21 protein-coding genes are annotated in these 21,574 nt (G+C 62.1%); 4 read left to right on the top strand and 17 right to left on the bottom strand.

Features of this window, described 5'->3' with window-relative positions:
• Positions 1-82: 82 nt before the first annotated feature.
• The gene (gene mutM, locus ACEE43_RS01830) at positions 83-1,036 is read right to left on the bottom strand and encodes a bifunctional DNA-formamidopyrimidine glycosylase/DNA-(apurinic or apyrimidinic site) lyase (RefSeq protein WP_449106995.1); all 954 of its coding nucleotides are present in this window, start codon (positions 1,034-1,036) and stop codon (positions 83-85) included.
• A 167-nt stretch (positions 1,037-1,203) separates the two neighbouring features.
• Here mutM and ACEE43_RS01825 point away from each other — a divergent pair, with 167 nt between their 5' ends.
• On the top strand, positions 1,204-2,712 hold the full coding sequence (locus ACEE43_RS01825; protein ID WP_449106994.1) for an amino acid permease: 1,509 nt from the start codon (positions 1,204-1,206) through the stop codon (positions 2,710-2,712).
• A gap of 101 nt (positions 2,713-2,813) precedes the next feature.
• Here the strand turns inward: ACEE43_RS01825 and rnc are convergent, their stop codons facing one another.
• The 4 genes from rnc to coaD all read right to left on the bottom strand — a co-directional run bounded on the left by rnc (position 2,814) and on the right by coaD (position 4,873).
• Entirely contained in the window at positions 2,814-3,497 is a 684-nt protein-coding gene (gene rnc, locus ACEE43_RS01820) for a ribonuclease III (protein ID WP_449106993.1), read from the bottom strand.
• A gap of 10 nt (positions 3,498-3,507) precedes the next feature.
• Entirely contained in the window at positions 3,508-3,711 is a 204-nt protein-coding gene (rpmF, locus tag ACEE43_RS01815; protein ID WP_135011069.1) for a 50S ribosomal protein L32, read from the bottom strand.
• Positions 3,712-3,744: 33 nt separating this feature from the next.
• Positions 3,745-4,227, bottom strand: a complete 483-nt coding sequence (locus ACEE43_RS01810) for a YceD family protein (RefSeq protein ID WP_185174525.1) — start codon at positions 4,225-4,227, stop codon at positions 3,745-3,747.
• 169 nt (positions 4,228-4,396) lie between these two features.
• Positions 4,397-4,873, bottom strand: a complete 477-nt coding sequence (coaD, locus tag ACEE43_RS01805; protein WP_449106992.1) for a pantetheine-phosphate adenylyltransferase — start codon at positions 4,871-4,873, stop codon at positions 4,397-4,399.
• Positions 4,874-5,028: 155 nt separating this feature from the next.
• Here coaD and ACEE43_RS01800 point away from each other — a divergent pair, with 155 nt between their 5' ends.
• On the top strand, positions 5,029-6,246 hold the full coding sequence (locus ACEE43_RS01800; protein ID WP_449106991.1) for an aminotransferase class I/II-fold pyridoxal phosphate-dependent enzyme: 1,218 nt from the start codon (positions 5,029-5,031) through the stop codon (positions 6,244-6,246).
• A 3-nt stretch (positions 6,247-6,249) separates the two neighbouring features.
• On the opposite strand, the gene ACEE43_RS01795 is transcribed toward ACEE43_RS01800, so the two are convergent.
• The 6 genes from ACEE43_RS01795 to ACEE43_RS01770 form a co-directional block, all read right to left on the bottom strand.
• Entirely contained in the window at positions 6,250-6,867 is a 618-nt protein-coding gene (locus tag ACEE43_RS01795; RefSeq protein ID WP_449106990.1) for an LURP-one-related/scramblase family protein, read from the bottom strand.
• A 14-nt stretch (positions 6,868-6,881) separates the two neighbouring features.
• Complete coding sequence (gene rsmD, locus ACEE43_RS01790) at positions 6,882-7,442, bottom strand: 16S rRNA (guanine(966)-N(2))-methyltransferase RsmD (RefSeq protein WP_449106989.1); 561 nt, start codon at positions 7,440-7,442, stop codon at positions 6,882-6,884.
• A gap of 206 nt (positions 7,443-7,648) precedes the next feature.
• On the bottom strand, positions 7,649-10,204 hold the full coding sequence (locus ACEE43_RS01785; RefSeq protein WP_449106988.1) for an ATP-dependent DNA helicase RecG: 2,556 nt from the start codon (positions 10,202-10,204) through the stop codon (positions 7,649-7,651).
• The gene (locus ACEE43_RS01780) at positions 10,204-11,175 is read right to left on the bottom strand and encodes a DAK2 domain-containing protein (RefSeq protein ID WP_449106987.1); all 972 of its coding nucleotides are present in this window, start codon (positions 11,173-11,175) and stop codon (positions 10,204-10,206) included. Before ACEE43_RS01780 ends, ACEE43_RS01785 begins: the two co-directional genes overlap by 1 nt.
• Entirely contained in the window at positions 11,156-12,199 is a 1,044-nt protein-coding gene (thiL, locus tag ACEE43_RS01775; RefSeq protein WP_449106986.1) for a thiamine-phosphate kinase, read from the bottom strand. The genes ACEE43_RS01780 and thiL overlap by 20 nt, the downstream gene beginning before the upstream one ends.
• Before the next feature lie 7 nt (positions 12,200-12,206).
• A complete protein-coding gene (locus ACEE43_RS01770; protein WP_449106985.1) occupies positions 12,207-13,205 on the bottom strand; it encodes a hypothetical protein in 999 nt (332 codons plus the stop codon).
• A 139-nt stretch (positions 13,206-13,344) separates the two neighbouring features.
• Between ACEE43_RS01770 and ACEE43_RS01765 the strand changes: the two genes are divergently transcribed.
• Complete coding sequence (locus ACEE43_RS01765) at positions 13,345-13,872, top strand: DUF3515 domain-containing protein (protein WP_449106984.1); 528 nt, start codon at positions 13,345-13,347, stop codon at positions 13,870-13,872.
• A gap of 80 nt (positions 13,873-13,952) precedes the next feature.
• Here ACEE43_RS01765 and ACEE43_RS01760 read toward each other — a convergent pair whose 3' ends face one another.
• From ACEE43_RS01760 to leuC, 6 genes are all read right to left on the bottom strand, one after another.
• Positions 13,953-15,080 (bottom strand): D-alanine--D-alanine ligase family protein, encoded by a 1,128-nt coding sequence (locus tag ACEE43_RS01760; RefSeq protein ID WP_449106983.1) that lies wholly within the window; start codon positions 15,078-15,080, stop codon positions 13,953-13,955.
• A gap of 40 nt (positions 15,081-15,120) precedes the next feature.
• Positions 15,121-16,212 (bottom strand): NAD(P)H-dependent glycerol-3-phosphate dehydrogenase, encoded by a 1,092-nt coding sequence (locus tag ACEE43_RS01755; RefSeq protein ID WP_449106982.1) that lies wholly within the window; start codon positions 16,210-16,212, stop codon positions 15,121-15,123.
• A gap of 22 nt (positions 16,213-16,234) precedes the next feature.
• A complete protein-coding gene (locus ACEE43_RS01750; protein ID WP_449106981.1) occupies positions 16,235-17,008 on the bottom strand; it encodes a lysophospholipid acyltransferase family protein in 774 nt (257 codons plus the stop codon).
• Position 17,009: 1 nt separating this feature from the next.
• Positions 17,010-18,332: a UDP-N-acetylglucosamine 1-carboxyvinyltransferase gene (gene murA, locus ACEE43_RS01745; RefSeq protein ID WP_449106980.1), complete on the bottom strand. Its 1,323-nt coding sequence runs from the start codon at positions 18,330-18,332 to the stop codon at positions 17,010-17,012.
• A gap of 220 nt (positions 18,333-18,552) precedes the next feature.
• Positions 18,553-19,146 (bottom strand): 3-isopropylmalate dehydratase small subunit, encoded by a 594-nt coding sequence (gene leuD / locus ACEE43_RS01740; protein WP_237204481.1) that lies wholly within the window; start codon positions 19,144-19,146, stop codon positions 18,553-18,555.
• A 46-nt stretch (positions 19,147-19,192) separates the two neighbouring features.
• Positions 19,193-20,614 carry a 3-isopropylmalate dehydratase large subunit gene (gene leuC / locus ACEE43_RS01735; protein WP_449106979.1) on the bottom strand — a complete coding sequence of 474 codons (1,422 nt, stop codon included), beginning with the start codon at positions 20,612-20,614 and terminating at the stop codon, positions 19,193-19,195.
• A 221-nt stretch (positions 20,615-20,835) separates the two neighbouring features.
• Here leuC and ACEE43_RS01730 point away from each other — a divergent pair, with 221 nt between their 5' ends.
• Positions 20,836-21,552, top strand: a complete 717-nt coding sequence (locus tag ACEE43_RS01730) for an IclR family transcriptional regulator (protein ID WP_237185919.1) — start codon at positions 20,836-20,838, stop codon at positions 21,550-21,552.
• The last annotated feature ends 22 nt before the right edge of the window (positions 21,553-21,574 follow it).

Below are 21,574 nucleotides of genomic sequence, written 5' to 3'. Positions count from 1 at the left end.
GGCTGGCGGTGAATTGGGCGAGCGCCCCGCGCGAGCCCAAGAGGGTCGCTGGCCTAGGCGTTCTGCCTGCCGTTTGATGTGGTTACATTCCTCTGGGTTTCCGTTGGCAATGGGGGCACCGGTAGGAGCTCCTGCCTCCGAAGGGCTCCCGCACCATCAGCGAGGTGCGCCCCGCTTCTAGGCAGCGGGGGCAGGGCTGGCCTGCCTGCCCGTAGGCCTTGAGGGAGCGGTCAAAGTAGCCCGATTCCCCGTTGACGTTAACGTAGAGGGCATCGAAGCTGGTGCCACCCTGGGCTAGGGCGTCCCGCATAACGGCACGAGCGGCGTCCACCAGGTCACGGGCGGTTGAGGCTGGGATACTCTTGGCCGGTTTAGCGTAGTGCAGGCGGGCTCTCCAGAGGGCCTCGTCGGCGTAGATGTTGCCCACCCCGGAGATAGCGCTTTGATCGAGCAGGAGCTTTTTGATGCCGGTGGAGGTGCCCAGCATGGTGCGTCTGAACTGCCCAAAGTCGAAGTAGGGGTCAAGCGGGTCACGGGCAATGTGAGCAACAGCCTGCGGGATCAGGGGAAGGCCCAGAGCGGACGCGGACGCCCCCGGCACCGGCTGCCCGGCGGCGTTGTGCACGGGTAGCAGGGGGCTGGTAAACATGCCGCCGAAGATACGCTGATCCACAAAGCGCAGGGTGAGCGGGGCTTCGCGCCCGCTCTCATCGGTTGCACCGGCTAGGTCAATGAGCACCTTGAGGTGCTTTTCTGCTGGTAGCTCGGGGTCTTTGAGGAGCACCTGGCCACTCATTCCCAGGTGGATGACCAAGGCAAAGTCTTCATTGCCCTCAAAAAGCAGCCAGAGGTACTTACCTCGTCTTGCCACATCGATAATCCGTTGGCCTGTGAGTAGTCTCTCGAAGTCCACCGGTCCGGCCTCGTGGCGCCGCACCGAGCGTCCGTCCACCACCTGCACGCGCTCCAGCACGGCCCCAAGGATGTGCCCAGCTAGGCCCCGGCGAACCACCTCAACCTCGGGTAACTCTGGCATATTCACTCCGCCTTTCAAAAAAATGAAAAAATATGCACCGCGTGGTGCCCACATATTGAACATATCAGGTGCAGAATAGACCCTGTGCATTCTCGCCTGCAACCAGCCTACTGATAGTGAGCTGGTGGCAGGGGCAGAACCAACCCTTCTGTATCAAGGAGAGACTTTTGTCGACACCCCCATCCCCCAGAGGGCAGCACGCCGATGTGCCGTCCTTCGCCCACGAGCAAGAAGGCTTCCAGCAGGGGCTCAAGCCCCGCCAGATTCAGATGATCGCCATGGGCGGGTCTATCGGAACCGGCCTCTTTCTCGGAGCGGGCGGACGCCTGCACGATGCCGGCCCCTCCCTCATCTTCCTCTACGCGATTGCCGGTTTTTTCGGCTACCTGATTCTGCGGCAGCTAGGTGAACTGGTCAGCTACCGCCCCTCGTCCGGCTCTTTCGTCAGCTACACCCGCGAATTTTACGGCGAAAAATGGGCCTTCTTCGTGGGCTGGATGTACTGGTTCTCCTGGGCCGCCACCGCCATTGTGGACGCCACCGCTATCGCCATCTACTTCAACTGGTTTGGCCAGTACATACCTGCTATCGAGCAGATTGACCAGTGGGTCGTGGCGCTCATCGTCATTGTCGTGGTGGTATCGATGAACCTGATTTCGGTCAAAATCTTCGGTGAACTGGAGTTCTGGTTTGCCCTGATTAAGGTCGGCTCCCTGGTGCTCTTCATGATCATCGGTATCTTCTTCGTTATCTTCGGTACCCCCACAGGCTCGCCCGTGGGCTTTACCCACATCGCCGAGTCCGGCTTCCTGCCCAACGGCCTGATGGCGGCGCTGGTTGTCTCTCAGGGTGTTATCTTCGCCTACTCCGGTATTGAGCTAGTTGGTACCGCCTCGGGTGAAATTAAGGACCCCCGCAAGGCTATCCCCAAGGCCATCAACACCGTGGTCTGGCGTATTGCCCTCTTCTATGTAGGCTCCGTACTGCTGCTCTCCCTGCTGCTACCCTACGACGCCTACTCGGCCGATGAATCTCCCTTCGTGACCTTCTTCGGTTCCATCGGTGTGGACTACGCCGCCCCCATCATGCAGCTGGTGGTCATTACCGCAGCGGCCTCATCGCTGAATGCGGGCCTCTACTCCACAGGCCGTATTACCCACTCTATGGCCATGAACGGCTCAGCTCCCCGTTTCACCGGGGCTATGAGCAAGTCGGGTGTGCCCATCGGCGGCATTCTGCTCACCGGTGCAGTGGCCCTGCTCGGTGTGGCGATTAACTACTGGAAGCCCTCCGAGGCCTTCGAAATCGTCCTCAACATCTCAGCCGTCTGTATCGTGATTGGCTGGATGGCCATCACCCTACCCCACCAGCGCTTTGTGGCCATGGCCCGCCGGGGTGAGCGCGTCCGCCCCGAGTATCAGGCTCCCCTAGCGCCCGTCACCAACTGGCTCACCATGGCCTTCCTGGTGGGTGTACTGGTGCTCATCGCCTTCGACTACCCCATCGGCACCTACGCCCTGGCGGCCATGCTTCTGGTGGTGCCCGTGCTGGTGGTTGGCTGGCTGGCCGTCCGCAAGCGAGTACGGGCTCTGGCAGCCGAGCGTTTAGAGCAGGTTCCCACCCAGACCACCTCTATCAACATTGTGGGTAGGGATGACGAAATCAGCCTGCCCTAGCCGCAGCAAGGCATCAGCCTGGTAGCACGACAAGAGGGGGGGCTCCACCGATATCTTTCGGTGGAGCCGCCCCTCTTTGTGTAGGTAAAGTCTTGCTTGGCCTAGCCGTAGACCCTGTAGTAAGCCTGTTCGGCAGCCATACGCTCGGCTTCCTTCTTGCTGGTGCCCTTGCCCTGCCCCATGACCTTCCCGGCCAGGAGGACCTTGGCGGTGTAGCGGCGGGCGTGGTCGGGGCCGGTGCCCTCAACCTCGTAGACGGGCTCGCCGGTGCCCTGGGCTGCGGCGTATTCCTGAATTTCGGTCTTCCAGTCACGGCCCACGTTCAGGGTTTTGTTATCGTCTAGCAGGTGCGCAGTATGGTCTAGCACCAACTGGTGGGCAGCTTTAGGCCCGTGCTTCATATACACGGCACCGAAGACAGCCTCCATAGTGTCAGCCAGAATGGAATCCTTATCGGCACCACCGCTTTTCTTCTCCCCCTTACCCAGGCGGACGCAGGGCCCCAGCTTGAGGCTGCGGGCCAGGTTAGCCAGGGTACGGGTGGAAACAATCACGTGGTGGCGCTTGACCAGCTCGCCCTCGGGCAGGTCAGGGAATTTGATGTAGAGCTCTGAAGCGACGGCTAAAGACAGCACGGAGTCACCCAAAAATTCCAGGCGCTCGTTGTGGGGTATACCGCCGTTTTCAAAGGAGTAGGAGCGGTGAGTCATTGCAAGCTGAAACGTCTCGGTATCGAGATCGATACCGAGACGTTTCAGAAACTCTTGTGATGCAGAGTTAGTCATAAGGCGCGAATTAGGCGTCAGCTACCTTGCGGCCCTTGTACTCGTAGAAGAGTTCGTTGCCAGCTGAGTCAGTCACGAGCTTTGCCTGGTGGGGCAGGGAGTAGGTGACGCGACCGTTTTCTACGGTCTTGACCAGCTGAGGAACGGAAGCCTTCCACTGGGAACGGCGGGCGCGGGTGTTAGCACGGGACATTTTCCGCTTGGGAACAGCCACAGCTATCTCTTTTCTCTTGTTGCTTTATAAGTTTTATTTGTCGTTCGCATCGAGCAACGCTGATAGCGCGTTCCACCGGGGGTCGATGACCTCATGATGGTGCTCAGGGTCGTCCTCAAGGCGTGCACCACATTCGGAGCACAGGCCCTGACAGGAGTCACTGCAAACAGGTTGGAACGGCAGTTGAAGAATCACTGCGTCCCGCAGCGCCGGTTCGAGATCAATTTCATCGTTCTCTACGGCGTACTGCTCATCTACTTCATCTTCGGGGCCGCCTTCGGGGGCCTTCTCGAAAACAAAAAGCTCTTGAACATCGGCTGTAACATCAAAGTCAACCGGGTCTAGGCAAAGGCTGCATTCACCGGAAACGGTGACAGTTGCAGTACCAGTTACCAAGATACCATCTGAAACGGATTCCAGGCGAACATTGAGGTCAATGTCGCTGCCTTCTTCCGCCTCAATCAGAGCGTTGCCAAAATCGCTTGGCGCTGGCAGAACTTCATCAAGGGTCTCCATAGCGCCCGGGCGATGAGCTAGATCTCGAACCGAGATCGTAAGGGGCGATGAATCTTTTCGTGAAATGACGAACTCCCTATCGAATGTTTTAAACCAAGTACCTATTTTAGGGGTTTAAGACCGGCCGAATCAAGCGCTCTAGGTTTAACCTCTTGTTTGGCTGACCACATTATTGCTCGGGGTAGAGGGCTCGCTGCACCGCGCGCGGGACGAAAGCCCGCACGTCCCCGCCGAAGCCTGCGACCTCTTTAACGATGGTCGATGAGATGTGGTTGTACTTGGGGTCTCCGGCGATAAAGCTGGTTTCAACCCCGGCGATGTGCCGGTTCATCGAGGCCATGGGAGCCTCGTATTCATAGTCGGCGGTGTTGCGCAGCCCCTTCACGATGAGCACGGACCCCTGGTCGCGCACGAAGTTAGCCAGCAGTTCCCCCTCGGGTAGCACTTTGGCGCTCACCCCGTCGAAGAGGGCGAAGGTTTCCTCAACCATGGCGACGCGCTCTTCGAGGGTGAAGCGGTACTTTTTCTTGGAGTTGTGGGAGACCGCGACGATGACGTTACCGTAGATTTTTGCGGCGCGGGTGATGATTTCGACGTGACCGTTGTGGATGGGGTCAAAGGATCCGGGACAGACAACCAATTGCATGTCTCTAGGCTACAGCAGGTTGGTTAGGTATGACACACTAAGTCATGCTCTCTTGGGCAACAGGGGGAGGCCGGTAATCTTGGGTTCAGACAAAGATACGGACGCCCGCCCTGCACGTACGGCGGTGGGCTAGACGAGAGCGGGGTCGGCACCAGATGGCCACTGAGAAGAAGCAACGGGCCTTTGAACGGGTTGGGCTAGCGGCCGGGCTGATGGGGGCGGACGGCCACTGGCGCTCTACCATCTTCGAAGAGATGTCGGCCCTTGCTCACCGCTACGGTGCCCTGAACCTGGGGCAGGGTTTTCCAGATACGGACGGCCCCGCCGAGATGCTCCGGGCAGCAGCTGACGCCCTGGCTAGCGGGGTCAACCAGTACGCTACCATCGCGGGTAACCCCGCCCTGAGGCAGGCCATTGCCGAGCACCAGCAGCGTTTCTACGGGCTTACCCTCGACCCCGATACCCAGGTGACGGTAACCGCCGGCGCCTCTGAAGCCCTGGCAGCTACCATTGCGGCCCTGGTAGAACCGGGTGACGAGGTTGTTCTCTTCGAACCCTACTACGACCTCTACCCTGCCGCTGCCGCCCTAGCCGGGGCGCGCGTCCGCACCGTTCCGCTTGTGCCACCCACGTTTGAACCCGATCTGGACGCCCTCGAAGCAGCTTTTTCTGACCGCACAGCCCTGGTGGTAGTCAACGACCCGCACAACCCCACAGGTATGGTCTTTTCAACCGAAGCAAAGACTAAGATCGTGGAGCTGGCGACCAGGTACGATGCTGTGATTCTGGCTGACCAGGTCTACGAGCACCTGGTCTTTACCGGCCCCTACCAGCCCATTCAGACCCTGCCGGGAGCAGCAGAGCGCACGGTGGCGGTTTCAGCGATTTCTAAGACCCACTCGGCCACCGGCTGGCGGGTGGGGTGGATGACCGGCCCAGAAAACCTTATACTCCCCATCCGCCTGGTGAAGGGCTATTTCACGCACTCTGCGGCCGCTCCCCTGCAAGCAGCTGCGGCTGTTGGCGTGGGCCTGGGCGATGACTTCTATACCGGGGTACAGGCCCGCTACGCCCAGCAGCGGCGCATTTTGGTGGAAAACCTAGCGGGATCACCGTGGGAGGTAACTCCCCCGGCAGGTACCTTCTTCGCGGTAGCCGATGTGTCGAGGGTCCTGGCTGAACGGGACCTGACCTCAGCAGAAGAGCTCTGCCATCTGCTTCCCGAGCAGGCAGGGGTCGCACTGATTCCACTGACAGCCTTTACGACCGAGGCCTACCGGCAGCGGGTGCAGACCTACGTGCGTTTTGCCTTCTGCAAGCGCCCGGAAGTACTGCAGGAGGCCGCCACCCGTCTGCGTGCCTATAGCGGCTAAGCCCTAGTTGCGGGCGTCCTTTGCCCGAATGAGGTCAAGGGCAACCAAACCGCCCAGCATGGCCAGGCGCACGGGCTCGGGGGCGCCGGGGTCGAAGTTCACCCCGTAGCGGCTCTTACCGCGCAGCCCTGCCACCAGGCCGCCCCACTCGCGGGCAACGCGGGCAGCTACATGGCCGTTAACCGTGATGTTGAAGTCGTACTCGAAGAGGCTACCTTCGAGCTCCAGGGTGAGGCCCGGCAGCTCGATGGTGAGGCGCTTGCGCATGAAAGAGAACTGCTTTTGCACGTGGGCGAAGAGGGAGCCATCGGGGTTCAGCAGTTCGTAGCGGTCCAGGCCAAAGTCAAAGGGGTCAACAATCTTGAGAAGAAGGTTCCCACTGCCGTCGACCAGGTCAAAGGTGCGGTTGCCCTTGAGCAGGCGGCCTGCGGTTGAGCCGGTGGTGAGCACCCGGCCGAGCACGCGCCCGTCCTGGCTCTGTATCTCAAAGTCATTGCTCATGAAGCTGCGGGTTTGCTGCACCACCAGGGTGTTTTCGGTCAGCAGGGGCGCGGACGCTCCCTGGCTCGTTTCTGGGGTCGACTGGGGCTGATGACCGGGGTTATTTGTGTTCTCACTCATAGTTCCACCCTAAACTAGACGGCGGGCTCCACATAATAGAGCACGGTCTCACCGTATTTTTTCTCGGCAAACTTTTCGAGGCCTTCGGGCCAGGTGGGCTCGTCGGTGCGGGAGGCCCGTTCAACCACCACCACCGCTCCCTCGGTCAGGCGGGGTGCCAGCAGGGCCAGCAGCTCTTCGAGCTCGCTGTTGGTTACGGCGTAGGGCGGGTCAATAAAGACCAGGTCCCAGGCGGACGCCCCCGCCGAAAGGTAGGTGCGGGCCGTCATCTTATGTACGCGGGCAGTACCCCCGGCGGTCTTGCCCACGGCGGCAATGTTTTTTTCAATGACGGTAACGGCCTTGGGGTAGTGGTCTACGAAGTCCACGTGGGCAGCCCCGCGCGAGAGAGCTTCGCAGCCCAGGGCACCCGAGCCGCCGAAAAGGTCGAGGGCGCGCACGCCGTCCAACATGTTGTAGGTATCCAGGCGGGAAAAAAGGGCTTCTTTGACCCGGTCGGTGGTGGGGCGGGTGTTATCACCGGGGACGTTGGCTAGGCGCAGGCCGCCTGCGGCTCCTGCAATGATGCGGCTCATTCGGCTGCGCTCCGCTCGTAGTGGTAGAGGGTGGGACTGTTATAAGGGTACCGGTAGGGCTGGTGAGAACAAAGAGAAGGTTAGGTATGGGTGACCGGTGACGGAGGGCCCGCCGGGCACTTGAGTTGACCGCATTTATTCTGGTTTACCCGCAACTAGTTGCGGGTAAACCAGAATAAATGCGGGGTCTACGGCCTTGGCCGAGCCTAACCGCGCCCCAGGAAGGCCTCGCGGTCGGCGTCGAGGGCCCGGTCGATGGTGCGGGCCAGGTCGGGGTGTTTGGCCAGAGTGGGGTCAGCCTCAATAATTCCGGAGGCGTCCTGCCGGGCCCGCTCAATGAGCTTGGCATCGGTCAGGGCACGCAGCAGCTTGAGGGTGGACTTCTTCCCTGACTGGGCAGCACCGAGAATATCGCCTTCGCGCCGCTGCTCCAGGTCAACCCGCGAAAGCTCGAAGCCGTCGGTGGTAGCCGCTACCGCTGCCAGCCGCTCCCGACTGACGCCGTCCGCCGGCTGCTTGGTAACCAGCAGGCAGGTGCCGGGCAGGGAGCCGCGGCCAATGCGTCCGCGCAACTGGTGGAGGCCAGAAATACCAAAGCGGTCGGCGTCCATAATGATCATGAGGGTTGCGTTGGGCACGTTCACGCCCACCTCAATCACGGTGGTAGACACCAGCAGATCAATGCGACCGGCGGAGAATTCGGTCATGACCCGGTTCTTCTCGGCAGTATCCATGCGCCCGTGTAGCCCCTCGATGCGCACCCCGGCCAGGGTGGGGACGTCCTCGAGCTCCTCCAGGGTGCTCTCGACCGAGGCCAGCGAACCGCGGGCGCTCTCCCCCGCCGCGGCTTGAGACCCCAGCCCTTTACCGGTGAGCCCACTCGCCCCGAAGAGGGTCTGGCCTGCCTCGGCGTCACCGGGGGTATCGGCCCCGCCGATTTTGGGCACCACCACGTAAACCTGGTGCCCGGCGTCAATTTCTTCGCGGGCGCGGGCCCAGATGCGGTCGGCCCAGCGGGGGTGCTCTGCCAGCGGCACTACGTGGGTGGTAATTTTTTGGCGGCCGGCCGGTAGCTGGTCAAGCACCGAGGTATCGAGATCGCCAAAGACGGTCATGGCGACGGTACGGGGTATGGGGGTGGCGGTCATGACCAGCCGGTGGGGCAGCTCCCCGCCGGGACCGCGCAGGGCATCGCGCTGTTCAACGCCAAAGCGGTGCTGCTCATCGACCACGACCAGCCCGAGGTCGGCAAAGGTCACCGAGTCTCCGAGCAGGGCGTGGGTACCAATGACGATGTCTGCCTCACCCGAGGCGATAGCCAGCAGGGCTTCCCGTTTAGCCTTGGTTTTGAGGGAGGCGGTCAGCAGCACGACGCGGACGCCCGCCCCGGAGCTGTCCTGAGGGGCCAGCATATCGCCCAAAATCTCGCAGACCGACCGGTAGTGCTGTTCAGCCAGCACCTCGGTGGGGGCCAGCATAGCCGACTGGGCACCGTTATCTGCCACCTGCAGCATGGCGCGCAGGGCCACTACGGTTTTACCCGAGCCTACGTCCCCCTGGAGCAGGCGGTTCATGGGGGAAGAGCTGGCCAGGTCAGAGCGGATTTCTGCACCCACGGCCTGCTGGCCCTCGGTCAGCTGATAGGGCAGGGCTTCCAGCAGGGCGTCCGCGAAACCGCCCTCTACATAGGGGCGGGCAACGGTCTGGTGGGCGGCTCGGGCTGCACGAATACGGGCAAGAGCGGCCTGCAGCACGAAGGCCTCGCGGTAGCGCAGGGAGTGATGGGCTGCCCGCCAGGTTTCTTCGGTATCGGGGGTGTGCACGGCCCGGTAGGTCCATTCCAGGGATGGGATCTTGCGGCTCTTACGCACGGTAAAGGGGACGGGGTCTTCGAGCTCCTTGAGGTTGATGCGCTCAATCAGGGTCTCGATGGCTGCGGCCACCTTATCGGTGGGGAACTTGGGGCTGGCCTTATAGACCGGTATGGGGGCGGACGCCCGCGCGGCGGCCCGCTCTATCGCTTCGGCGCTGGCGCCGGGGGCGGCGGCCAGTTCTTTTCCGGCGATGACGGCGTAGTGGGGGTTGGTCAGGGTGATTTCGCCCCGGTAGGAGCCCACCTTGCCCGAGAACATGACCTGGTCGCCCTCGTGAATGTCTCGGGCTGCTGTCCAGGCGTTGAAGAAGCTCAGGGTCATGGTGCCGCTGGCGGTGAGTGAGTAGGGTTCAGCTGCATAGCCACCGAAAACGTCGCCCATGTGGTAGCTGGACGGGGTGCCCGGTTGCTGGGTGCCGCTGTAGCCCCCAGCGTTGCCGTGTAGGCGGGGATTGGTGTATCCCGGGGTGTAGGACGCCGGTGGAGCCGCCCCCCGGTAGGCGTTGGGGTTGGGAGGCTGCCAGGTGGGCTCGAGCTGACCAACCTGATCCAGCTGATCCGTAATGGTGACCTCTGTGATGGACCCGCGCCGCGATGCCATCTGCCGGGTGGTTACCCGAACGACCCTAGCAATGATGGTGGCTTCGCTGCCCTCTACCAGGGATGAGAAGGGGGTGAGTTCCCCGCGGGGCAGGTATTTGCGGGGGTAGTAGTCCAGTGCCTGGCCCACGGTTTCTAGCCCCAGGTGGGTCTTAAAGGACTTGGCCAGGGTTGCCCCCAGGTAGTCGGCCAGGGGGGCGTTATCCAGGCGGTCTTCTGCGGCGTAGCGGGCTAGGGCGTCCTTTGCCTGCTCGCTTAGTTCCGGGGTCTTGCGTTGACGGGCTGCCATTAGGGGTTAGATTCCTGGTGGGTTTCCCGGTGGGCGGGGTCATCCAGGGAGGTGGTTCGTACGTTGAGGGGGTTGCCCGCAGCGCGGAGGAGGGCCAGGGCGTCCTCGGCCTCGGGGACGTGCACGTGGATAGCCCACAGGGCCTCATTCCCTGCTTCGACCTGGGCGATGGAGACCGAGTCCCCGACCGTCTCTAAGGCGCTGCGCAGCTGGGTTACTTCGAGCACCGGAAGATAAATCTCGCACATAACCTCGATGCGGGCTTCTGCCGCCGAGCGCTGCCGAGTGCTTCGGGGCGGTAAGGACGCCGCCCCCACCTGGAGCAGGTCGCGGTAGGTGGCCTGCGGGGCGGCCCCCAGCAGCTCTGTTGCCAGGGCTACTAAGACCAGGTGCAGGCCCAGGGCTCCGGAATCAACCCAGCCGTTACGGGCGTGGTCTGCTTCGGTGGTAGCTCGCAGGGCAGCCTCTGAGACGGCCAGTAGGGTCGTGAGGTAGACCTGCCAGGGGTTCTCTTCATCGGTAGGATCTGGCAGCGAGCAGGTGGCAAGAGCCTGCATGAGGGTGAGCATGGTGCCGTCGGCGGGCTGGCTCAGAGCGGCGGACGCCTGCTGGGCCCCTCGTTCCCAGGCAGCGGCGAGCGCCTGCGGGGTCAGGGGGCGGACGGTGGAGGGCGGCAGCTGCCCGGCCTCCCCCAGTTCTTCAGCTAGACCCAGGAGCCAGACAGCTAGCAGGGTTCCAGAGTTTCCCCTGGCCCCGCGCAGGGCTGCCCGGGCAGCGATAGCGAGGGTGGGCTCGTCCGCCATGCCAGCGGTGTCGGCGGCCCGCCCGAGGGTGGCGACCATGTTGGCCCCGGTGTCGGCATCGGCCACGGGGAAGACGTTAATGCGGTTGAGAAGGGATCTGTGCTCCACCAGCTGGGTGCGAGCGCGCAGTAGCCAGTTCAGCCACCAGTCAGCGGGAACCTGCCTCAAAGTGATCCCATCCTTTCGCGGTGTAGGTGCGGCCGTCGACGGTAATTCCGTTGCCTGCCTGTACCGTACCAATTCTAGTAAATCCGGGCGGCATCTGTGCAGGTGGGCAGGTGCCTAGTAGGCCGTGGTCTTCCCCGCCGGTCAGTACCCAGCGTAGGGCTTGGGCGTCCGCCTGTTCGGGAGTGCCTGCGGTGAGCAGGGCTGCAGCAGGGCCTACCCTGTTGGCCCAGGGAGCCAGGGCCGTCGAGTCGAGGTCAAGGGCCACACCGGAGGCCGCTGCAATACGGCCGCCGTCGCGCACCAGCCCGTCGGAGACATCCATGAGGGAGGTCAGGTAGGGGGCGCCTTCCGGCCCCAGGTGTAGGGGCGAGCGGGGGCGCTGCTGGGCGCGGACGCAGGCAGTCAGCTCTTCGGTGGCGGTGAAGGGGGCTGAGTCGAGCAGGGCTAGGCCGGCAGCGGCGGTGCCCAGGGCACCGGCGAAGACTACGGCGTCCCCGGGGCAGGCTCCGCTTCGGGTGATAGGCCGGTCGGTCAGGCCCACGGCGGTAACAGTTACCGAGATTTCGCTGCCTGAGCCCATATCGCCCCCGGCAATCGTGCAGGTGGTAGCCCCCTGGGCAGTACAGGATTCGGTGAGACCCCGGGCAAAATCCTGCACCCAGCTCACGGGGGTATCGGGGGTCAGGGTAAGGGACACCAGCAGGGTGACAGGGGTAGCCCCCATAGCTGCGATATCGGCCAGGTTCTGGGTGGCGGCCTTCCAGCCCACCTCATACCCGCCGGTTGTATAGCCCGAGGGCCAGCTGCGGCGGAAGTCCTGGTTTTCGGTTTGGGTGTCGGTGCTCATGACGGTCAGCCCGCCCCGCAGATCGAGGGCAGCAGAATCGTCCCCCGGCCCCAGGACCAGGGCGCCGGGGGCACCTAGCTCGGCGCGGACGTCCGCCGCCCGCTGGTTATGCTCGGTGAGTATAGGCATGAAGAGGGCAAGGAGCTGCCCTTCGCTGACCTGGCTTACAGTCTGCATAGGGCTCCTAGTTCCTGGGCGCACGGTTACGCCACACAAAGTTAAAGACCACCAGGGCCAGGCCCGCCGTGGCGATACCCGTAAAAATCAGCAGGGGGCGGGCACCGTTCATAATGGTGTTGCCGCGCTGGAAGATACTCCCCCCGGTCACCGCCCCGGCCTGGTGCCCCTGGGCTTCTGCCCCGGCAACACCGGCGGCCTGGTTGGGGTCGGCAGATGAAGATCTGTTCCCCTGGGCCCCCGACACGTTCAAGAAGCCCTCCACCCACTCAGGTGCCCCCGCGTACCCGGGGTTCTGCTGGCTGCTTGAGAAAATACCCAGGACTGTTCCACCCACCGGGGAGCTTTCCAGCTGGCTTGTATCGGCGTCCATTCGCCCAGGAGCCTGGGCACCAGCAACACTACTGCCCAGGGTAGAGGGCACAGGCGAGCCCTGAACCGGTATCAAACCTTGGCTAGTGTCGGTTTGACCGATACCCGCAGAAGGCTGCCCCGTAGGTTGGGGGGCTGGCAGGCTAGGGAGCCCGGCAGCTCCACCGGTCACATCAGGGTCAGCAGTTTCCCCTGGAGGCAGGAGAATCTCAATCGCCGATTGGCTGGGGGCAGGCTCAGGGTTAGCCGAAGGAAGCGGGTTCTCGCTCGGTTCTGGCACAGGAGTCGAAGGGGCGGACGAACTCGATTCGGGGCTGGGTGTTGGGGCAACAGGCACTGGGCTAGTCGGCTCAGGGTCTGTGGGCTCGGGCGAAGGAGACTCTGGCGCAGAAGTTTCAGGACCGGGTGACTCGGTAGCGCTGGGTGAATCGGTAACGGTGGAGCTCTCACTCGGCAAGTCACTCGACGGGGAGGAACCAGTGGGGGCAGGACTCACCGTAGAGGTGAAGCTCTCAGTTGGATCAGCTGCGTAAGCGCTCTGGGAGCCTGCCAGGGTCGAGCCGACCAGCAGGGTCAGGGGGGCAAGGGATACCGCCAGAGCCGTTCCCACAGCATAACAGGTCTTCTTCTGCACGGGCCCTCCTTTCCATCGCTCAAAACCAGGCTGCCGTACCCGGAGCAACCCTACCCCTACCCTACCGAATCTGCCACCGCCCCGGCTAGCTAGACCGCTTACCGGCTCCAGGCCCTCAAGAAAGTTATAGAATAGCCGGGTGAGAACACCGCACAAACCTCTTATTCTCTTCCTGGCAGCCTTCGGCCTCACCGGCTGCGGGGCAAGTGCCGTCACCCTTGAACCGGCCCCCGACGCTGCTAACCCCACCTGCGCCTACGCCCTGGTTGCTATGCCAGAAACCGTCAGTGGGCTCTCCCAACGCGAGACCACCGCCCAGGCGACGACCGCCTGGGGCGACCCCAGCGCCGTCATTCTCAAATGCGGAGTCGAGCTCGGCACAGCCCCCGTTGCAGACACCTGCGTCTCGGTCAACGGGGTGGACTGGATCGTCAAACCCGCCGACGAAGAACTTGCCACTGCCACCGAGCAAACAGCCACCGGCACCTGGGTTGCCGAAACTTTCGGACGCGACCCCGCGGTGCAGGTCACCTTTGATGCAGATAGAGTCTCATCGTCCACCGTCCTGGCAGAACTATCATCTGCTGTAGCCCAGATACCCCAGCAGATGCAGTGCACCAACCTCGATGACACCCTTACAGGTATCGACAGCGGCACAGATAGCTAAAGAAAACCCCCAGCACCAAACGGTGCCGGGGGTCATTCACAGCTACGGGTGCGGAACTTAGGCCAGCACCGCTACCGGGTCTAGCGCAGGCCCAGGGGGCGCTCTAGAGCCAGAGAAATCAGCTCGTCAATCAGCTCACCATAAGCCAGGCCGGTGTTCTCCCACATGGTCTTATACATAGAAATCGGGGTGAAGCCGGGCATGGTGTTCACTTCGTTAATGACCAGGCGGCCGTCCTCGGTGTAGAAGAAGTCAGCGCGGCACAGGCCCTCACCATCAACGGCCAGGAAGGCCTCCACAGCTAGCTGGCGCATCCGCTCAGAAACCTCAGCGGGTAGGTCAGCCGGGCAGCGGGTCTCAGCAGAGGTCTTAGAGACGTACTTGGCCTCAAAATCATAGAAACCGTGCTGATCATCCACCACAACAATTTCACCGGGGTAAGAGGCCCGGGGCAGCTCAGAACGGTGCCCATCGAGCACAGCACACTCAATCTCCCGGCCCACAATACCAGCCTCAATCACTAGCTTAGGGTCGTGGGCCTGGGCCTCAGCAATAGCAGCATCAAGCTGGTCAGCCGAATCAACCTTGGTAATACCAAAGGAGGACCCCGCCCGAGCAGGCTTCACAAAGACCGGGTAGCCCAGTTTCTCAATGCGCTCGCGGGCACCGGCCTGATCGAGTACCCACTGGCGGTGGGTTACAACCTCGTAGGGGCCAACTTCCAGGCCAGCGGCCTCAAAGGCCACCTTCATGAAATGCTTGTCCATACCAACCGCGGACGAGGCAACACCACAGCCTACATACTTCAAATCTGCCATTTCCAGCAGGCCCTGCACCGTGCCGTCCTCGCCAAAGGGGCCGTGGAGCAGGGGGAAGACCACGTCAATAGCCGGGCCCAGCTCAACGCTGGTGGAATCAGCAGAATCAATCAGGCGCAGACGATTATCACCGCCGCCTAGGGGCAAAAAGACCTGCTTGCCCGCTGCTGGGAACTCTGCCAGGGCGGTAGCCTCGGTGAGCTCAATCAGGGCAGCTTCATCGGTCAGGTACCAGCGGCCGTCCTTAGTAATACCGATGGTGACCACATCGTACTTGTTATGGTCAATAGCCCCGAGGACGCCTCGGGCGGTAATCAGTGAGATGGAGTGCTCCGACGAGCGCCCACCGCACAGCAGCGCGACGGTAGGTTTGGTGCTGGTTTCGGTCATAACGTCCTTTGGTGTTGTGCGGGGCTCAGCCCCGTCTGCCCTAGCTGGCTGCCGGGGTGCTATCCTCAGATTTAAGGGTGCGGCCCAGCAGGGCGGGGGCTAATTCTTCAACTGATATTCTACGGTCGAGCACAGCGGTGACAGCCTCGGTAATGGGCATTTCTACCCCTACTTTTCGCGCGAGTTCTGCCACAACGGGAGCTGATTTGATGGACTCGGCGGTCTGGGTCATGACGGTGTGCAGCTGGTCAGGGGCAATCCCCTCAGCCAGGAGCCGACCTGCGGTATGGTTACGGGAGAGGGGCGAAGCGCAGGTGGCAATCAGGTCGCCCATACCGGCCAGGCCACTCATGGTCTCGCTCTTACCGCCAAGAGCCAGAGCCAGGCGGGTGGTCTCAGCCAAGCCACGGGTCATGACCGAGGCCTTGGAGTTATCGCCGTACTGCTTGCCCTCGCACATACCCACGCACAGGGCAATCACGTTTTTGACCAGGCCACCAATTTCAACGCCAACGATATCGGTGTTGGTGTAGGGGCGGAAGTAGTCGGCAGCGCAGACGGCGGCAATCTCCCGGGCGGTATCCTGACTCAGGGCCGCCACCACACTGGTGGTGGGCTGTTCGGCAATAATTTCTTTAGCCAGGTTGGGGCCAGAGAGCACGGTGACCCGCCCGGGCACAGCCTCAATCGCTTCCGGCTCAGCGCCGCTGGCAATCAGGTGCCCCTGAAGTACCTCGACCATGACCTCGCTCATGCGCAGGCCGGTGCCCATCTCAAGGCCCTTGGCCAGGGAGACCAGCAGGGCGTCTGGCTCCATCAGGGGGGCAAAGACCTCGAGCTGGGAGCGTAAGACCTGGGCGGGGATAGTCAGGACCACAATGCTGGCCCCGGTCAGAGCCTCAGCGGCATCTGCGGTCATCACCATACTGTCGGGGAGCTTCACCCCGGGGAAGTAGCCCTCATTGGTGCGGCTCTCTTGCATGGCTGCCATCGTAGTGGGATTACGCCCCCACAGCACAACCTGCCGGTCGGTGCCTGAGCTGGCGGCGGCGTCCGCAAGAACCTTGGCAAAAGCGGTGCCCCAGCTACCTGCTCCAAGAACAGCGATTTTCTGGTGCTTCAGATCGGTCATGGGTGCGTGCCTCCCCTAGCGGTTACTGGTCAGGTGACTGGCGGACGTCCAACACGGCATTCCAGCGCCCAGCAGGGGCTTTCTCCCCGCGCAGGCCTTCAAGCAGGCTGGTAACGTCATCAAGCATACGGTTGGTGACGGCATTCAGCTCGTCGTGGGTATAGCGAGCACCGGCTTCGCGGCGCTGAACCAGGTCGCTAAAATCAACCGGATCACCCACCACGATTTTGACCTTCTTGCGGGGCCAGCCAAGACGGGGCTTGCCACGGCGGGGCCAGAAGTCCTGGTCACCCCAGTGAGCCACGGGGTAGACCGGGGCCCCGGTAGCGAGAGCCAGGCGGGCTGCACCGGATTTTCCGGTCATGGGCCACAGCTCGGGGTCCTTGGTCAGGGTGCCTTCGGGGAAGATAATGACCGCTCCCCCGGCGTCCAGAACGTTCTGGGCAACCTCAAGAGACTGGCCCGCCCGGGCTGAACCTCGGGCTACCGGAATGTGGGCGCACTGACGCATGAGCCAACCCAGCAGCGGTACCCTAAACAGCGCTTCTTTGGCCAAGAACCTGGGTAGGACCCCCTCCAGGAAGAGGGGGTAGGCTGCGGTAATCGGGTCGACCACGGTCAGGTGATTTGAGACCACGATAAACCCACCGCTCTTGGGTAGCTTCTCCCGCCCCTCAATCTGCGCCTTCATGGGCAGATTGTAGAGGGGGCGCAAGAGCGTACCGGCTACGGTGTAGACCGCGTCCCCCATCTTGGTGGGCTTGATATCACTCAAAGAAGCGCTGTTCTTGCTCATCTTAGGCAGTGACCTCGAAGTTAGCGCCCAGGGCGGTGAGCTTATCAACGAAGTGCTCATAGCCGCGGGAGATGACCGAAACGCCGGTGACATTTGAGGTGCCCTCAGCGGTCAGGGCAGCAATCACGTGGGAGAAGCCACCGCGCAGGTCGGGCACGTTAATGTCAGCTCCGCGCAGAGGGGTTTTACCGGTGATGATGGCTGAGTGCTTGAAGTTCTGGTGGCCGAAGCGGCAGGGGGTGGGGCCCAGGCAGTCCTTGTGCAGCTGCACGGTAGCGCCCATACGAACCAGGGCGTCGGTGAAGCCGAAGCGGTTCTCGTAGACGGTCTCGTGAACAACAGAGACGCCCTTAGCCTGGGTCATGGCTACAACAAGGGGCTGCTGCCAGTCGGTCATAAAACCGGGGTGCACGTTGGTTTCAACGAAAAGGGGATTCAGGTCGCCGCCCTGGTGGAAGAAACGGATGCCTTCGTCGGTGATATCCAGGCCGCCGCCCAGCTTACGGTAGACGTTGATGAAGGTGGAAAGATCCTTCTGGTTGGCGTTACGCACGAAGATGTCGCCACCGGTGGCCAGGGCTGCGGAAGCCCAGGAGGCTGATTCATTACGGTCGGGCATCGCCACGTGATTAAAGCCGGTCAGCTCGTCGACGCCCTCGATGATGATCTGGCGGTCTGTTTCAACGGTGATGATGGCACCCATCTTCTGCAAGATGGCGATGAGGTCCATGATTTCAGGCTCAATGGCAGCACCGGTCAGCTCGGTCTTGCCCTTGGCACGGGAGGCCGCCAGCAGAACCTGCTCGGTGGCACCGACGGAGGGGTATTCCAGGTTAATCTGGGCACCCTTGAGACCATCAGCGGGAGCCTTCATGGAGATACCGGTAGGCAGCTTCTCAATCTTGGCGCCAAACTTTTCCAGCACGCGCAGGTGCCAGTTGATGGGGCGGTCACCAATCTTGCAGCCACCCAGGTCGGGAATGAAGGCTTCCCCGATAGTGTGCAGCAGGGGGCCGCAGAGCAGAATCGGAATACGGGAGTCGCCTGCGTGTACCTCAATGTCGGTGTGGTTAGCTACGGAGACATTAGAGGGGTCCATGCGCAGTTCGCCAGCCTGCATGTTGTAGTCCACCGACACACCGTGCAGCTCTACCAGGTCGGTAACAACCTGCACGTCCTTGATTTGGGGAACGTTACGAAGCACCGAGGGGGTGGAGCCCAGCAGGGCAGCAACCATGGCTTTGGGGACCAGGTTCTTAGCACCGCGGACGTTTACCTCGCCCTTCAGAGGGGTGCCACCTTCAATACGCAGTGCGCTGACCATGTATGTCCAATCGTCAAAACTGTTAGGGGTGTTGACGCGCGTTACTTTCCGCGTCAATTCTCGTTTACCAACTTTACCCCACTTAGGTGCACTGGTTGTTGTACAGGCGGTGTTCTTAGCCATACCACAGACTTTACTTATCTAGACGGGCCAGGCAGAACACCAAAAGGACGCCGGTGCTCGGGGCACGGCGTCCTTTGGGTTAAGCTGTAGGCTGGTTTTACAGCTGCTGGGTGCGGGGCAGCCAGGCGGGGCGCTTGGCCTCGTAGGCGGTGATGGCATCCTCGTGCTGTAGGGTGAGGCCGATGTCGTCCAGGCCTTCCATCAGGCGCCAGCGCACGTAGTCGTCAATCTGGAAGGGTACGGTCAAAGCGCCGACGGTGACGGTCTTGTCTTCCAGGTCAACGGTGACTTCGGTGCCGGGTTCGGCCTCTAGCTGCTTCCAGATCAGTTCGATGTTGTCCTGGTCCACCTGGGCGGCGACCAGTCCCTGCTTGCCGGAGTTACCGCGGAAGATGTCAGCGAAACGGGCTGAGATGACCACGCGGAAACCGTAGTCCTTGAGGGCCCAAACCGCGTGCTCGCGGGATGAGCCAGTGCCGAAATCGGGACCAGCGACCAGCACTGTACCGTGCTTGTAGGGTTCCTGGTTGAGGATGAAGTTTTCGTCCTTGCGCCAGCCAGCGAACAGGGCGTCGTCGAAGCCTGTCTTGGTCACGCGCTTGAGGTAGACGGCGGGGATAATCTGGTCGGTATCGACGTTGGAGGCACGCAGGGGCACGCCAATGCCGGTGTGCTTCTTAATGGGTTCCATGAAAAATCCGTTCCACCCGGGTTTACCGGGTTCATTCAAAGAGGGCCTACAGGTCTGCCGGTGATGAGAGAGTGCCGCGAATGGCGGTAGCGGCGGCGACCAGAGGGGAAACCAGGTGGGTGCGTCCGCCCTTACCCTGGCGTCCTTCAAAGTTGCGGTTGGAGGTCGAAGCGCAGCGTTCGCCGGGGGCCAGCTGGTCGGGGTTCATGCCCAGGCACATGGAGCAGCCGGCAAAACGCCAGTCGGCGCCGAAGTCCTTGAAAATCTGGTCCAGGCCCTCTTCTTCAGCCTGGGCTCGTACCTTCTGGGAGCCGGGGACGACCATCATGCGGACGCCCTCAGCCAGCTTCTGGCCCTTGACGATCTCGGCGGCAGCCCGCAGATCCTCGATGCGGGAGTTGGTGCAGGAACCCAGGAAGACTACGTCCACGGGGATGTCCTTCATGGGGGTACCCGCGGTCAGGTCCATGTATTCCAGGGCGCGGGAGGCGGCCTTCTGCTCGTTCTCGTCCTCGAAATCCTCGGGGAAGGGCACTGCCTGGGAAAGGGGGACGCCCTGGCCGGGGTTGGTACCCCAGGTAACGAAGGGTTCTAGCTCATCAGCATTGATGAAGACCTCCCGGTCGAAGGTTGCCCCCTCGTCGGTGGGCAGGGTCTTCCAGTATTCAACGGCGGCATCCCAGTTTTCGCCGGTGGGTGCGTGGGGGCGACCCTTGACGTACTCAAAGGTGGTCTCATCGGGGGCCACCATACCGGCGCGGGCACCTGCTTCAATGGACATGTTGCAGATGGTCATGCGGCCCTCCATAGAGAGGGCACGGATAGCTGAGCCACGGTATTCCAGCACATAGCCCTGGCCACCGCCGGTGCCAATCTCAGCGATAACAGCCAGAATGATGTCCTTGGCGGTCACACCGGGCTTGAGGGTGCCCTCTACGTTAATAGCCATGGTCTTAAAGGGAGCCAGGGGCAGGGTCTGGGTAGCCATCACATGCTCTACCTCAGAAGTGCCAATACCGAAGGCCAGGGCACCGAAGGCGCCGTGGGTTGAAGTGTGGGAGTCACCGCAGACCACAGTCATACCGGGCATGGTCAAACCCAGCTGGGGACCCACCACATGCACGATGCCCTGTTCTTTATCGCCCAGGGAGTGGATACGGACACCGAATTCCTCGGCGTTCTTGCGCAGGGTTTCGATCTGGGTGCGGGAGGTCAGATCAGCGATGGTGGAGAAGATGTTCTCGGTGGGGGTGTTGTGATCCTCAGTTGCGATGGTGAGGTCGAGACGACGCAGGGGGCGACCTTCGAGGCGCAGACCCTCAAAGGCCTGGGGTGAGGTGACTTCGTGGACCAGGTGCAGGTCGATGTAGAGCAGGTCGGGCTTGCCGTTTTCGCCGGGCACTACAGTGTGCGCGTCCCAAACCTTTTCAGCCAAAGTTCGCGGGGTATGGTCGGTAATACCAGCCATGGAGTCCTCCATAAAGTTTTCTCGTGATGCTTTAACAAGTGTGACCCGCCGAAGAAAATCTTTCCAATAAATGAACTTGCATATCACCATATGAGAAGTCATGATAGGTTATACGGACACAATCCTTTAGCTCTCGATCTTTCACACTCGAAAGGCTCCCACCGCAACCACTCACCTGGGCCGAAGCCCGGCCCACGACCACAGGCGAAAGAAAAGTCACCATGCACGATAACCGCAGCTCAGGCGTCGGCGTCCTCGATAAAGCCGCACACATTCTTGACTGTCTCGAAGCAGGCCCCGCCACCCTCTCCCAGCTCGTTGAAGCAACCGGCCTAGCCCGCCCCACCGCCCACCGTCTCGCCGTCGCCCTAACCCACCACCGCCTGGTGGCCCGCGACGTCCAGGGTCGGTTCATGCTGGGGCCCCGCCTGGGCGAACTGTCCAGCGCCGCCGGCGAAGACCGTCTGATTGCAGCCGCAGGCCCCGTGCTCAACAACCTGCGCAACGTCACCGGTGAGTCCTCCCAGGTCTTCCGCCGTCAGGGCGACTGGCGTGTCTGCGTAGCCTCCGCCGAGCGTCCTATCGGCCTGCGCGACACCATCCCCGTGGGCACCCAGCTCTCCATGAAAGCCGGTTCTGCAGCCCAGATCCTCACCGCCTGGGAAGACCACGCCCGCCTGGTCGAGGGCCTGCATAACGCCCGGTTCTCAGCCACCATGCTGGCAGCCGTCCGCCGCCGAGGCTGGGCCCAGTCCGTCGGCGAACGCGAACGCGGAACCGCCTCCGTTTCAGCCCCGGTGCGCTCCCCCTCCGGCAAGGTCATCGCTGCGGTTTCAATCTCGGGCCCCATAGAGCGCCTCACCCGCCAGCCCGGTCGTCTTCACGCCGAAGTAGTGTGCGAGGCTGCTGCTGCGCTGACTGAGGCCCTGCGCAGCTAAAGCCTTACTCAGCAGCTTAAAC

The organism is Rothia sp. 11254D007BW (assembly GCF_053548195.1).
The sequence above is the reverse complement of the archived record's forward strand: the minus strand, read 5'-3'. Positions and strand labels throughout refer to the sequence as shown.